The organism is Streptomyces sp. NPDC001530, from assembly GCF_042894545.1.
Taxonomy (GTDB): Bacteria; Actinomycetota; Actinomycetes; order Streptomycetales; family Streptomycetaceae; genus Streptomyces.
Map to the genome: position 1 here is coordinate 233,870 of NZ_JBIAVS010000001.1, position 12,959 is coordinate 246,828.

General features: G+C 71.0%; 11 protein-coding genes and 1 pseudogene. 6 read left to right on the forward strand and 6 right to left on the reverse strand.

Annotated features, from left to right (window positions below; all coding sequences use genetic code 11):
- The 3 genes from ACFY0T_RS01135 to ACFY0T_RS01145 form a co-directional block, all read right to left on the reverse strand.
- Positions 1–1,437: an aldehyde dehydrogenase family protein gene (locus ACFY0T_RS01135; protein ID WP_388863565.1), complete on the reverse strand. Its 1,437-nt coding sequence runs from the start codon at positions 1,435–1,437 to the stop codon at positions 1–3.
- Between the two features lie 79 nt (positions 1,438–1,516).
- Positions 1,517–2,692 (reverse strand): 4-hydroxybenzoate 3-monooxygenase, encoded by a 1,176-nt coding sequence (locus tag ACFY0T_RS01140; RefSeq protein WP_388863567.1) that lies wholly within the window; start codon positions 2,690–2,692, stop codon positions 1,517–1,519.
- A 50-nt stretch (positions 2,693–2,742) separates the two neighbouring features.
- Positions 2,743–3,777 (reverse strand): LacI family DNA-binding transcriptional regulator, encoded by a 1,035-nt coding sequence (locus tag ACFY0T_RS01145; protein WP_388863569.1) that lies wholly within the window; start codon positions 3,775–3,777, stop codon positions 2,743–2,745.
- Between the two features lie 168 nt (positions 3,778–3,945).
- Between ACFY0T_RS01145 and ACFY0T_RS01150 the strand changes: the two genes are divergently transcribed.
- Positions 3,946–5,370: an amidase gene (locus tag ACFY0T_RS01150; protein WP_388863571.1), complete on the forward strand. Its 1,425-nt coding sequence runs from the start codon at positions 3,946–3,948 to the stop codon at positions 5,368–5,370.
- A gap of 49 nt (positions 5,371–5,419) precedes the next feature.
- On the opposite strand, the gene ACFY0T_RS01155 is transcribed toward ACFY0T_RS01150, so the two are convergent.
- Entirely contained in the window at positions 5,420–6,502 is a 1,083-nt protein-coding gene (locus ACFY0T_RS01155; protein WP_388863573.1) for an aldo/keto reductase, read from the reverse strand.
- Positions 6,503–6,655: 153 nt separating this feature from the next.
- On the opposite strand from ACFY0T_RS01155, the gene ACFY0T_RS01160 reads away from it, so the two are divergent.
- The 4 genes from ACFY0T_RS01160 to ACFY0T_RS01175 all read left to right on the forward strand — a co-directional run bounded on the left by ACFY0T_RS01160 (position 6,656) and on the right by ACFY0T_RS01175 (position 10,053).
- Positions 6,656–7,573 (forward strand): AraC family transcriptional regulator N-terminal domain-containing protein, encoded by a 918-nt coding sequence (locus ACFY0T_RS01160; RefSeq protein WP_388863575.1) that lies wholly within the window; start codon positions 6,656–6,658, stop codon positions 7,571–7,573.
- Positions 7,574–7,658: 85 nt separating this feature from the next.
- Positions 7,659–7,883, forward strand: a complete 225-nt coding sequence (locus ACFY0T_RS01165) for a hypothetical protein (RefSeq protein ID WP_388863577.1) — start codon at positions 7,659–7,661, stop codon at positions 7,881–7,883.
- 146 nt (positions 7,884–8,029) lie between these two features.
- Entirely contained in the window at positions 8,030–9,517 is a 1,488-nt protein-coding gene (locus ACFY0T_RS01170) for an SPFH domain-containing protein (RefSeq protein ID WP_388863579.1), read from the forward strand.
- Between the two features lie 89 nt (positions 9,518–9,606).
- The gene (locus tag ACFY0T_RS01175; protein WP_388863581.1) at positions 9,607–10,053 is read left to right on the forward strand and encodes a type II toxin-antitoxin system PemK/MazF family toxin; all 447 of its coding nucleotides are present in this window, start codon (positions 9,607–9,609) and stop codon (positions 10,051–10,053) included.
- Between the two features lie 171 nt (positions 10,054–10,224).
- Here ACFY0T_RS01175 and ACFY0T_RS01180 read toward each other — a convergent pair whose 3' ends face one another.
- Both ACFY0T_RS01180 and ACFY0T_RS01185 read right to left on the reverse strand, forming a co-directional pair.
- Complete coding sequence (locus ACFY0T_RS01180) at positions 10,225–10,776, reverse strand: YciI family protein (RefSeq protein ID WP_388863583.1); 552 nt, start codon at positions 10,774–10,776, stop codon at positions 10,225–10,227.
- A gap of 68 nt (positions 10,777–10,844) precedes the next feature.
- Positions 10,845–11,423, reverse strand: a pseudogene (locus ACFY0T_RS01185) (transposase); the annotation flags it as partial.
- Between the two features lie 435 nt (positions 11,424–11,858).
- Here ACFY0T_RS01185 and ACFY0T_RS01190 point away from each other — a divergent pair.
- On the forward strand, positions 11,859–12,764 hold the full coding sequence (locus tag ACFY0T_RS01190) for a helix-turn-helix transcriptional regulator (protein ID WP_388863585.1): 906 nt from the start codon (positions 11,859–11,861) through the stop codon (positions 12,762–12,764).
- Positions 12,765–12,959: the final 195 nt, after the last annotated feature.

A 12,959-nucleotide genomic window follows, 5' to 3' on the forward strand; every position in this document is an offset into this window, starting at 1 on the left:
TCAGAACGGGTACGCCGCAACATCCCCGCGCACCGTCGTCCAGCGCACGTCGGTGAAGGCCTCGAGGTTGGCCTCACCGCCGAAGCGGGCGCCGGTGCCGGAGGCGGCGATCCCGCCGAAGGGCGCGACGGCCTCGTCGTTGACGGTCTGGTCGTTGATGTGGGCGATGCCGGTCGGGATCCGCTCGGCGAGGTCGAGCCCACGCGCGGTGTCCCGCGTGACGATGCCCAGCGACAGGCCGTACGGTCCCGCCGCGGCGAGCGCCGCCGCCTCGTCGAGCGTGCTGAACGCGCGTACGGGCGCGACCGGGCCGAAGACTTCCTCCGTGTACGCCGGAGTCGTGTCGTCGACTCCGGCGAGCACCGTCGGCCGGTAGAACAGCTTCTCGTGCGTGCCGCCCGCCGCCAGTTTGGCGCCGCGCGCCGTGCTGGACTCCACCAGCCCCTGGATCTTGGCGAGTTGGGCGTCGTCGATGATGGGGCCGAGGTGCACCTGCTCACGGTACGGATCGCCGACGGCGAGCGAGTCGGCCTTGGCGGCGAGCCGCTCGATGTACTCCTCGTACAAGGACGCGTGGACGAGGTGGCGGCCCGTCGTCATGCAGATCTGTCCCTGATGGAAGAAGGAGCCCCAGGCCGCCGTGGAGATGACGGCGTCGATGTCCGCGTCCTCCAGCACGATCAGCGCGGAGTTGCCGCCCAACTCCAGGTGCGCGCGCTTGAGATGACGGCCCGCGGCCTCACCGACCGCGCGGCCGGCGGCAGTCGATCCCGTGAAGGAGATCACCGGCACCTGAGGGTCGGCGACCAGTGCCTGACCGGCCTCGGCGCCGCCGGGCAGCACGTGCAGCAGCCCCTCGGGCAGTCCCGCCTCGGTGAAGACGGCGGCGAGCGCGAGGCCGCCGCACACGGCGGTGCGCGGGTCCGGCTTCAGGACGACGCCGTTGCCGAGCGCGAGCGCGGGGGCCACCGAGCGGATGGAGAGGATCAGCGGAGCGTTGAAGGGGGCGATCACGCCCACGACGCCGACCGGGACGCGCCTGGTGTACGACAGGCGCGGCGCCTCCGACGGCAGGACCTGGCCCGTCGGGCGCGAGGCGAGCGCGGCCGCCTCGTAGCACTCCTGGGCGGCGACGTGCAGTTCGAAGTCGGCCTTGCCCGGGATGGAGCCGGACTCGCGCACGATCCAGTCGCGCAGTTCGTCGGCGTGCGCGGCGAAGAGGTCCCCCGCCTTGCGCAGCACGGCGGCGCGGACGAAGTGCGGGACCTTGGCCCACTCGGCCTGGGCGGCGCGGGCGGTCCGCGCGGCCGCCGCGATGTCCTCGGCGGCGGCGAGCGTGACGGCGCCGAGCGGCTCGCCGGTGGCGGGTTCGGTGACGGTGTGCTCACCGCCCGAGAGGGGGCGGGACTGCCAGGTCTGGGGGTCGAGCAGCGGCATGACGGCTCTCCGTTCAATCACTGATCACCAGCGGGACTCGGCAAGGTCATCAGACACGTCCGGCTCATGAAGTGCCTCATCACGCGAGTGGAAGTCCCGTGTAGTTCGCGGCGAGTTCGGCTGCCGCGTGGCGGGATGCCGTGATCCGGCGCAGCCGTGCGAGCTGCATCCGGTGGTCGAAGGCATCCCCATCTGGTTGAGTGTGCAACATCCTAGTCATGTCGTACGAGAAACGCGTGGCCTGCCACACCCGGTCCAGGCACAACTGCGAGTAGTGATCGAGGAGTTGAGTCGATCCCGTGCGGTGGAACTCGGCGAAACAGCGGGCCAGGACCCGTACGTCGGACACCGCGAGGTTGAGCCCCTTGGCGCCCGTCGGCGGCACTATGTGCGCTGCGTCCCCGGCCAGGAACAGCCGACCATGGCACATCGGCTCGTGGACGCAACTGCGCATCGGTGTCACGGACTTGGAGGTGATCGGGCCGCGTTCCAGGCGCCAGTCGCCGTCGATCGCGAAGCGCGCGGAGAGTTCGTCCCAGATGCGCTCGTCGGGCCAGTCCTCGACGTCGGTGCCGTTCGGGACCTGCAGGTACAGCCGTGACACCGACGGCGAGCGCATGCTGTGCAGCGCGAAGCCGCCCGGGCCGCGGGCGTAGATCAACTCCTCGCAGGAGGGCGGCACATCGGCGAGGATCCCGAGCCAGGAGTACGGGTAGTCGTGCACGTAGGTGCGGCTCACCTCGGCCGGGAAGGCGGCCTGCGCGATGCCGTGGGAGCCGTCGCAGCCCACCACGTAGTCGCAGCTCAGCATCTGCTCGCGGCCCTCGTGCACGAACCGCACGACGGGTGAGTCGCTCTCCGGCTTCTCGACGGCGAGCGCCTCCGCCCCGAACAACAGCGGCGGCCCCTCGGCGAGTTGGAGGGCGACGAGATCCTTCACGATCTCCGTCTGGGCGTAGATCGTGACGGTGCGGCCGCCGGTGAGCACCGGGAAGTCGATGCGGTGGCGCTCGCGGTCGAAGCGCAGCTCGATGCCGTGGTGGATCAGTCCCTCGGCGTCCAGACGTTCGGCGGCGGCGCACTCGCGCAGCGCGTTCACCGTGCCCTGCTCCAGCATTCCGGCGCGCTGGCGCTGCTCGACGTACGCACGTGTCCTGCCCTCCAGGACGACACAGTCGATGCCCGTCCGGTACAGCAGCCGGGCCAGCAGCAGCCCGGCCGGGCCGCCACCGATGATGCCGACCGTGGTCCGCATGACGCGCCTCCCGTTTCTGGTCCGGCCGGGGGGACCAGCTACAGCCTCTCTCAGCTGGAGTCGCGATGCACGACCCGCGCGCCCAGCACCTCGTGCGTCTCGGGCGTGACGCCGGGTTCCCGCACCGCCCGGTCGACCAGCTCGGCGAGGTCGCGTCCGGACGGCAGCTCGATGTGGACGGTGCTCAGCCGGGGCCGCAGCAGCCGGCCGAGCATCAGGTCGTCGGCGCCGATGACGGCCGTCTCGTGCGGGATGCCGATGCCCTCGTCCTGCAGGGCGCGCATCAGCAGCATCGCGTACTCGTCGTTGTAGGCGAACACGGCGTCGAGACCCAGGGAGCGCCAGCGCGCCGCGAGCCGGGCGGCGGCCTCCTCCTCGTACGCCAGGGGCAGCTCGGTCACCGACGCGTCCGTGCCCTGCAGAGCCCGGCGTACGCCGTCGAGGCGGGGCTTGGAGAAGATCTCCAGGCCGGCCTCGTCAGGCACCACGACACCGATGCGGCGGCGGCCGCGGGCGGCGAGGTGGGTGCCCGCGCAGTGGCCGACCCGGTCGTGGTCCATGAGCAGGGCGTGCGCGCCCTCGACGCGCTCGGGGCCCATCGTGACCACGGCCCGGGCGCCGGAGCGCTTGAGGACGGCCACGCCCTGCGGGCCGAGCCCGCTGCCGGGCACCAGGACGGCGACCGGGCGCAGCTCCGCCCAGACGCGGGCGGCCTCGTCGCCGTGCAGGCCGACGCTGCCGTACTGCACGACGGTGTAGTCGAGGCGGCTCAGAGCCCACTGGAGCTCGTTGAAGAACTGGCTGTAGAGGGGGCCCACGGGCACGGTCGGCGCGGGCATCAGGACCATGCGGGTGTGCCCGGCGCGCAGGCTGCGGGCGGCGGCGTGCGGCACGTACCCGAGTTCCTTGGCGGCCTCGTGGACGCGGCGGCGGGTGGGTTCGCTGATCCGGACGGCGCTGGTGTTGTTCAGGACGTACGAGACGGTCGCGCGTGAGACGCCCGCGAGGCGCGCCACATCGGCACTCGTCGGCACGGGTCGTTGTGCGGGCGACGGCGGGGCGGACTGCTTCGGTATCTGCACCATGACGGACGGCATCCTTGCAGAGGCACGGCACACCGCTCGGTGCCGGGTGAGCTTCCGGGCTCCGGACGGCGGAACTCCCGCTTCCACAAAGGAACTTCCGCTTCCCGTACCGGACGGCCCGACCAGAGGTTACCGTGCGGTAGACGATGTGCATCGGAGGTGTCCCGGATGACTCCCGACCGTGCCGCAGGCCTGGCCGAGTGTGCTCGCTCCCTCGCCGACGGCGAGGTGACCGCGCGCGAGGTGGTCGAGCGGGCGCTGGCCCGGATCGAGGCCACCCAGCCCACCCTGAACGCCTTCCGTCTGGTGCGCGCCGAGGCGGCGCTCGCCGAGGCCGACGCGGCGGACAAGGAGCTGGCGGCGGGGGTGCGGCGGCCGCTGCTCGGGGTGCCGGTGGCGGTCAAGGACGACATGGACGTGGCGGGCGAGCCGACCGCGTTCGGCTGCCGGGGCGACTTCCCGCCGCAGGCCGAGGACGGCGAGGCCGTACGCCGTCTGAGGGCGGCCGGCGCCGTCGTCATCGGCAAGACCAACACCTGCGAGCTCGGCCAGTGGCCGTTCACCGAGGGGCCCGCATTCGGCGCCACCCGCAACCCCTGGCACCACGACCACACCCCCGGCGGCTCGTCCGGGGGCTCCGCGGCGGCGGTGGCAGCGGGTCTGGTCCCGGCGGCGCTGGGCTCGGACGGCGCGGGCTCGGTGCGCATTCCGGCCTCCTGGACGCATCTGATCGGCATCAAGCCGCAGCGCGGCCGGATCTCGACCTGGCCGCGCCCCGAGTCGTTCCAGGGCATCACGGTCAACGGCACGCTCGCCCGCACGGTCGCCGACGCGGCCCTCCTCCTGGACGCGGCGAGCGGCAACCACGACGGCGATCTGCACCGCCCGCCCGCGCTGCGCGTCTTTGAGGCGGTGGGCCGCGACCCGGGCCGGCTGCGGATCGCGCTCTCGCTGAAACCGCCGTTCACGGCGCTGCCCGCACGGCTCGACCCCGCCGTACGGGCCAAGGTCCTCGCACTCGCGGAGCGGCTTGCGGCGCTCGGGCACGAGGTGGAGGAGGCCGAGCCGCGATACGGCCAGATCGGGCTCACGTTCATCCCGCGCGCGACCGTCGGTCTCGCCGAGCGGGTGCGCGATGTGCCGTTCCCGGATCTCCTCGACCGGCGCACCCGCGACGCCGCCCGCCTCGGCCGGCTGCTCGGCGGCGCGCCCCTGCGGGCGGCCCGCCGGGCCGAGGCCACACTGCACCGGCGGATCGGCGCGCTCTTCGACACGTACGACGTCATCCTCGCGCCGACGACCGCCGCTCCCCCGCCGCGGATCGGCTCGATGGTGAACCTGAACGGCCTCGGCACCGACCGGGCCATGATCGCCGCGTGTCCGTACGCCTGGCCGTGGAACATCCTGGGATGGCCCGGGGTGAACGTCCCCGCGGGCTTCGTCGGCGACGGGCTGCCCGTCGGCGCGCAGCTGCTCGGACCGGCGCACAGCGAGCCGCTTCTCGTGTCGCTGGCCGCCCAGTTGGAGGCCGACCGGCGCTGGCACGAAGAGTGGCCGCCGCACGAGGCTCCCGCGAACTCTCCGGCGGTGTAGGCGAGTTCCAGCCCTACGACGGGTAACAGAGTGAGGCCTGGCCGCATCCTCAGTAGCGGACGGCACTGTGCAGCAGTGGTGGATACACGGTGGACGTTTCACCGTCGACGGTGGTCCCCGCGAACTGCAGCATCGCCCGCAGCGCGCCGTGCATCGGTGCCGGGTAGTTCAAGGTCGGGGCCGAGACCTCGTCCAGCGTGTGGAGGTGTTCGGGGGTGAGCGTCATCTCGAGGCCCGCGAGGTTGTCGGCAAGGTGTTCCGCGCGCCGGGCGCCGACGATGGGCACCACGGTGCCTTCGCGGGCGCGCAGCCAGGCCAGTGACACCGCCGCGGACGTCGTATCGAGCTCGTCGGCGACGGCGGCGACAGTGTCGATGACCGTGAACTCGTCCTCGCCGGGGCCACCGACAAAAGCGGTGCGGGCGGAGTCGGTGACCTGGACGTCGCGCCGGTACTTGCCGGACAGGAAGCCGTTCTTCAGCGGGCTCCAGGGAACCAGCGCCATGCCCTGATCGAGCGCGAGCGGCGCGAGCTCGCCCTCGACGGTGCGCGCCAGCAGCGAGTACTCGACCTGCAGCGCGATCAGCGGGGTCCATCCCTTCAGCAGCGCGGTGGTCTGGGCCTGGGATGTGACCCAGGCTGGCGTGTTGGAGAACCCGATGTAGCGGATCTTTCCGGCCCGGACCAGGTCGTCGAGGGTGCGCAGCGTCTCCTCGATCGGAGTGTGCCGGTCCCAATTGTGCAGCCAGTACAGATCCAGGTAGTCGGTGCGCAGGCGGCGCAGGGTCTCGTCGAGCTGGGCGATGATCGACGAGCGGCCCGCACCGCCACCGTTGGGGTCACCGGGGAAGAGGTTGCCGAAGAACTTCGACGCCAGCACCACGTGATCGCGCCGGCCGGGACGGGCGGCGAACCAGTCGCCGAGGATCTTCTCCGAGTGGCCATTGGTATAGAAGTTCGCGGTGTCGATGAAGTTCCCGCCGAGGTCCAGGTAGGTCGCCAGGATCTTCTCCGATTCCTCGACGCTGCATCCCGCGCCGCCGGGATCCTCACCGAAGGTCATCGCGCCGAGGGCGAACGGGCTGACCCGCAACCCCGAGCGACCGAGGGTGACGTACTGATCGAGTGGCATGACGGTGGCTCCCATGTGTGTCGGATTGGTCATCCCATCGAAGCCCGAGCCCTACGGCCCGCGGTAGACCGATCCGCCCGGGCTCTTGCACAATCCTCTCGAGTTCACTCCGATCGGGCTTGCACCGCTGCCTCGCGGATGCTTCCGTGAAGTGTGCGCAGCGCCCCCGACCTCCTGTACGAGATCCGCGGCCTCATCGCGGCCCATGCCCGACCCGACCTGCAGACGTCGATCGGCGGGCTGCTGTTGTCCAAGGTGGAGACGGAGGAGCCGGATTATTCGCTGACCGAGCCGCTGCTGGTCGTCATGGCTCAGGGCGGCAAGCGCCTCCTACTCGGCGACGAGGTGTTCGAGTACCGGGCCGGGCAGTGCCTCGTGGTCACCGCCGACCTGCCCGTCACCGGCCATTTCCTCGACGCCACCCCACAGGTCCCGTCGCTGGCCCTCGGGTTGGTGCTGCGTCCGGCCGCCATCGCCCCGCTGCTGCTGGAGGCCCCAGCCGGACGGTGGTCCCGCAGCACGGCCGGCCCGCCCGCGATCGCGACCGGCGAGGCCGGCCCCGACCTGCTCGACGCCCTGGCCCGTATGCTCCGGCTGCTCGACCACCCCACGGACGCGCCCGTGCTCGCCCCGCTGATCGAGCGCGAGATCCTCTGGCGGCTGCTCACCGGCCCGCACGGCGGCATGATCCGCCAGATCGGCCTGGCCGACAGCGGCCTCTCCCACATCAGCCGGGCCATCCGGTGGATCCGCGCCAACTACGCCGAACCCATGCGGATCGAGGACCTCGCGCGGCTGGCCGGAATGAGCTCGTCCGCGTTCCACCGGCACTTCCGCGCCGTCACCACCATGAGCCCCCTGCAGTTCCAGAAACGCATCCGTCTCCAGGAAGCCCGCTCATTGCTGGTCGCCCGCCCGCACGATGTCGCCGGCGTCGGACATCTCGTCGGCTACGACAGCCCCTCGCAATTCAACCGCGAGTACCGCCGCCTGTTCGGCGCGCCACCCGGCCACGACGCCGCCCGCCTGCGCGCGGACAGTCACCCGCACGTCATCCGACACCTGCCCTGAGGACCGGAGTCGACCGTCGACGAGGGCTGATACACCGTCATTCCCGACGCGGGCACAGACTCACTCCGTTGCCGGTCGTTAGTCTGTGACCATGGACGATGCGTCGATGGTCGGGTTGATGGGGCGGGTGACCGGCACGGTCGGGCCCGGGCTCGTCGGCGAGGTGATCGTCCGGGTGCGCGGCGGCGCCGAGCACTTCCTCGCGTATCCCGCCTCCGCGAAGGACCGCATCGAGCGGGGCACGGTGGTGATGGTGGTGGAGTATCTGCCGCCGCGGACCGTCTACGTCTCTGCGGCGTACGACAGTTGACAGCTCGTCTGTGCGGGTTCCACCCCAGGTGAGAGCGGTCCGCGTCAAGATTGCGGCAAGGATCCGTCAGCGTCTGTACCCCGGCCTCGCTCAGGAGCACACTCCCGTTCGTTCGGTGCCGATAGGGCACCATGCAAAGGGGGCGTATGCCGATGGTTGTCGGCGTCGTGGCGGGGGCGGTTGTCCTCGCACTGATCTTCATCGTTGTGGTCTTCAAGCTCATGTGGCGCGTCGCGGAGCCCAACGAAGCACTGATCATCTCCGGTTCGAAGCATCGGACCGAAGGCCTTGAAGAAGGCATGGGATTCCGCATCGTGACGGGGCGCGGCACGCTGGTGCTGCCGGGTGTGCAGGCGGTGCGCAAGATCTCGCTCGACCTCAACGAGACCGAGCTGCACGTGGACTGCGTGACCGCCCAGGGCATCCCGCTCAAGGTGCGCGGCGTGGTCATCTTCAAGGTGGGCGACGACTTCGTGTCGATCGCCAACGCGGGCCGCCGCTTCCTCGATCAGCAGAAGCTGATGGCGGAGCGGGTGCACAACGTGTTCGCCGGTCATCTGCGGTCCATCGTCGGCGGGTTGACCGTCGAGGACATGATCCGCGACCGCGAGAAGCTGACCGGACAGACGCGGGCCGCGTGCGGTACGGAGATGGAGAAGCTCGGTCTGATCGTCGACTCACTGCAGATCCACGAGATCGAGGACCCGACCGGGTACATCAAGAACCTCGCCATGCCGCACGCAGCCGCCGTCCAGCGGGACGCGCGCATCGCACAGGCCGAGGCGAACCGTCTCGCTACTGAGGCCGAACAGAAGGCCGCGGCACGGATGTCGGAAGCCACCCGGGACAGCGAGATCCTGCAGGCCGGCTACCAGGCCGAGCGCGACAAGGCGGCGGCGAAGGCCCGGCAGGCCGGACCGCTCGCTGACGCCGCCGCCCGCCAGGACGTCGTCGTGCAGGAGACACGTATCGCCGAACTCGAGGCGCACCGCCGTGAGCAGCAGCTCCAGGCGGACGTCCGCAAGCCGGCGGACGCGAAGGCGTACGAGATCCGCGCACGGGCCGAGGCCGAGCGTGACGCGCGTATCTCCTCGGCGCAAGCCAAGGCGAAGGAGACCGAACTCGCCGCCGCGGCCGAGGCGACCCGGGTCAAGACGGCCGCCAACGCCGAGGCCGAGGCGACCAAGGCACGCGGTGCGGCCGCCGCGACGGCGACCCGCGCCACCGGTGAGGCCGAGGCCGCCGCCGCACAGGCCAAGGGTCTGGCGACCGCCGAGGCGACACGCGCGCAGGGTCTGGCGGAGGCCGAGGCCATCAAGGCGCGGGCCGCCGCCCTCGCCGAGAACCAGGAGGCCGTGGTCGCCCAGCAACTCGCCGAGAACTGGCCGGAGATCGTCCAGGCGGGCGCGAGCGCGTTCGGCAACGTCGATCACATGGTCCTGCTCAACGGCGCCGACGGTATGTCGGACATGTTCGCCAAGGCGCTCACCATGGGCGGTACGGGGCTGGGTCTGGCACGCCAGTTGCTGGCATCGATGAACCAGAACGGGACGGCGGAGAACGCGAATGCCGGGCTCAACGGGGTCGTACCGCCGCGGTCGGAGAAGGTGCCGGTGGAGAAGGACCAGAGGTGACTCGCTGACGTGTGAGGCGTGAGGCGTCGGGCGCACGGGGGTTGAACCCCCCTGCGCCCGACGTCCGTACAGGCTCTAACGTGGCCCCCGTGACTGCCTTTACCGACGAAGACGTGCCCGGCCGCTACGGGCCCACCGCGACCACCGAGGCCGAGCCCCGCGAGGTGGGGCGAGTGCGGACGGAGTACTCCCCCGCGCATGACGGCGACCCCGACCCTGGCGAGATCGTCTGGACGTGGGTGCCCTTCGAGGAGAACGACGGGCGGGGCAAGGACCGGCCGGTGCTCGTCGTCGCCCGCGAGGCCGCCGGTACCTTCCTCGCCGTGCAGCTCTCCAGCAAGCGGCACGACGGTGACCGGGAGTGGGTGCCGATCGGCTCCGGTCCGTGGGACCGGTCGGGGCGGGACTCGTGGGTGGACGTTGACCGCGTGCTGCGGCTGCATGAGGAGGGGATGCGGCGGGAGGCGTGTGCGCTGGACCGGATGCGGTTCAATTTGGTGGTGCACCGGTTGCGGGAGCGGTACCGGTGGCAGTGAGTTCCGCGTTTCTACGGCCGTGAAGACACTGCGGATCCGGTGTGGCTGATCGCGCCCACGCGGCGGAGCCGCATATGTCACAGCCTCGCGCCCCTGTGACTGAGTGTTCCAGCCCGGCGGAACGCTCCCGCAGTCAACCGCCAGGTACCGTCGGCGTGGTGCGTCCTTGGTTCATGACGGCCGACCGCCGAACTGCCAGTCGTGGACCTCGATGTCGGCGTACCGGTCCGGGGTCAGGACGGTGCGTGCCGTGTCCGGATCCGGGGCCCGGAGCAGCACCGCCGTACCCAGCCAGGTGGCGCCGTCGTCGGACAGCAGCGGCCCGTACGCGATCAGCTCGTCCCGGTCGGGCGGCACGATGAGGTCGGCGGCGTGCCCCGAGCCGAGGCCGAGCACCAGATACCGGTTGCCTCCGGTCCGGCCACCAGGGAAGTCCCACATGGTGCGTCCCAGCATGTTGCGCCACCGGCGCAGCAGCACGTCCCGGTACGCGCCGGCCTGATAGTTGGGCTCGTTGAAGGCGAACGCGCGGGCGGCAGCGGGATCCGGCAGGTCGACGATGTGCACGCTGCCGGTGGGCGTTTCGCCGTCACTGGCGAAGGTCGGGCCGCGAGCAATCATCTCCGCCGCGTACCGGTCCATGTACGACCAGTGCTCTTCCAGCAGTTTGTTGCGCAACGCGACCGAGCCGGGCCGGTCGCGGTGGTAGCAGAAGAACTCCATGCCCACAGACTCTCCCCAACGCACGGCAGCATCTCAACGGGATTTGGCAGCGATGCCCGCACGCTCCAATCGCCCTCACACCAGCGGCCCGCGGCGACCAGGGCCGCGACGACCCGGCGGACCTGGCGGGCGGTGACCTCGGCGACGTCGTCCTCGGGCCCGAGACGGAGGGCGTCCAGCAGCTGGCACCAGGAGGTGCGGCCCGACTCAAGGGTGGCAACGCAGGAGTAGGGCCATCCGGGGACGATCAGGTGCTGGTCCCGGCTGCGGCCGTACTCAGGGCAGAACAGCCGCTCCGCGCTGCACGGCGCGTCCGACCGGAGCCAGTTGGTCACATCGGCGGCCAGGACGGGCCGCCCGTCCGCGGCTTCGGGCTGCGGCACACTCGCGGGCAGCCGCCGCAGCCCGTCCGCGGCGATCCACCCGCGGTTCAGCGCCTCGTACATCGCGCCGGGCCCGCGCCGGTGCCCGGCCCCCAGCGTCAGGTCCACCGGGGCGGCCACCGGGCCGTCCGCGCGCAGCAACGCGTCGGTCAGCTCGAACAGTTCGTCACGTCGTGCGGTCAGGCACGCGTAGAAGCCGTCGCGAAAGCGTGACGCTTCCCAAGAACGAATCCCGTTGCCCCTCCAGCCGCGGCACGCGCTCACTCCCACGGCCTTCGTTCTGGTTCCGTGCGTTCCTTGGCCGAAGCACAGGATCGAGCGAAGGCCGCCCTCGCGTCCGGCCTTTCCCTCTGCGGACGATCAAGTTCGAGGGACCATTCGACCACCCACGAGTCCGCTACCGTCCACCGCCGAAGGCCCGACGCACGATCCCGGCCTTCTTCTCAGGCGGGTGGGCGGGCGGGGTCTCCTGGGCATGGACAAGTCGCGCGACCGTGACGCGGAAGTGTTCCTTGCGGGTGTAGGCCCGGTCGTCTGACTCGCTCCAGCACTCTTCGGGTGCCCGCGAGACGGGCAGGGGCGACGCTGCTGGGTCGGCGGCATGAGAGTGCGCAGCCGGGTGCAACAGCCCGGGGGGCTGCTGAGGGGGGTGCTGGCAGCATCTCCCAGGGTCGGGGGCAGGTTCGTACCGTGGAGGTCATGGACAACCGCAGCGAGGTACGAGAGTTCCTGGTCTCCCGCCGTGGCAAGGTCACTCCCGAGCAGGCGGGTCTTGCCACGCATGGTGGCAAGCGCCGGGTTCCGGGCCTTCGCCGTGGCGAGGTGGCTGAGCTGGCCGGGGTTTCGGTGGAGTACTACACCCAGCTGGAGCGCGGTAGCCTGCGTGGCGTCTCCGAGAGCGTGCTGGATGCTGTCGCCCGTGCGTTGCAGCTGGACGAGGCCGAGAGGGCACACCTGTTCGATCTGGCGCGAGCGGCCAACGCTGGCGGGGCTGTGCGGCGCCGTCCGGCGGCGCGGCGGGTGCGTCCGGGCATTCAGCAGATCCTCGACGGACAGCTGTCACCCGCTTGGGTGAGCAACGGCCACGGCGACATTGTGGCGAGCAATCGTCTGGGCCGGGCGCTGCTCTCGCCTCTGTTCGACGATCCTGCCCGGCCGGTCAGCCATGCGCGGTTCCGTTTCCTGAACCCGCGGGCTGTCGACTTCTACCGCGACTGGGACGGCACGGCCCGCGACATCGTGGCGGTGCTCCGCGCCCAGGCCGGCAAGAACCCCTACGACAAGGCGCTGACCGGCCTCATCGGGGAGCTGTGCACCCGCAGTGAGGAGTTCCGCACGCTGTGGGCCGCGCATGATGTGCGTCTTCACCGCAGCGGGATCAAGCGGCTGCACCATCCGGTGGTCGGTGACGTGGACCTGTCCTACGAAGGGCTGGAGCTGCCCTCCGATCCCGGCCTGATGCTGTTCATCTTCACCGCCGAGCCGGGGTCGAGCTCGCAGCAGGCGCTCGATTTGCTCGCCAGCTGGGCCGCCACCCTCGCCCAGCAGGAAGCTGCCGCCCTCGCCCAGCAGGAGCAGGACGAGCAGGAGCAGCGCCAGTCCTAGCGGTCGGGGAATCCGGGCTCCCCGCAGGCCGGCCGGGTCGACCAGGCCGCCGCACGCCCTGCACCTGACGAGCCCATACCGATCCTCGTCGGTCCCATTCAGCATGCGCCTGCGACGCATGGCCCCCGCCTGCCGCCCGAGCACTGGCTCACCGTCCGCAGACGGCAGGCAACGACGACACGTGCGATGACGACA

Coding starts and splice junctions, on each gene's coding strand:
- ACFY0T_RS01135 (WP_388863565.1), bottom strand. CDS start 1,437: ATGCCGCTGCTCGACCCCCAGACCTGGCAGTCCCGCCCCCTCTCGGGC.
- ACFY0T_RS01140 (WP_388863567.1), bottom strand. CDS start 2,692: ATGCGGACCACGGTCGGCATCATCGGTGGCGGCCCGGCCGGGCTGCTG.
- ACFY0T_RS01145 (WP_388863569.1), bottom strand. CDS start 3,777: ATGGTGCAGATACCGAAGCAGTCCGCCCCGCCGTCGCCCGCACAACGA.
- ACFY0T_RS01150 (WP_388863571.1), top strand. CDS start 3,946: ATGACTCCCGACCGTGCCGCAGGCCTGGCCGAGTGTGCTCGCTCCCTC.
- ACFY0T_RS01155 (WP_388863573.1), bottom strand. CDS start 6,502: ATGCCACTCGATCAGTACGTCACCCTCGGTCGCTCGGGGTTGCGGGTC.
- ACFY0T_RS01170 (WP_388863579.1), top strand. CDS start 8,030: ATGCCGATGGTTGTCGGCGTCGTGGCGGGGGCGGTTGTCCTCGCACTG.
- ACFY0T_RS01180 (WP_388863583.1), bottom strand. CDS start 10,776: ATGGAGTTCTTCTGCTACCACCGCGACCGGCCCGGCTCGGTCGCGTTG.
- ACFY0T_RS01190 (WP_388863585.1), top strand. CDS start 11,859: ATGGACAACCGCAGCGAGGTACGAGAGTTCCTGGTCTCCCGCCGTGGC.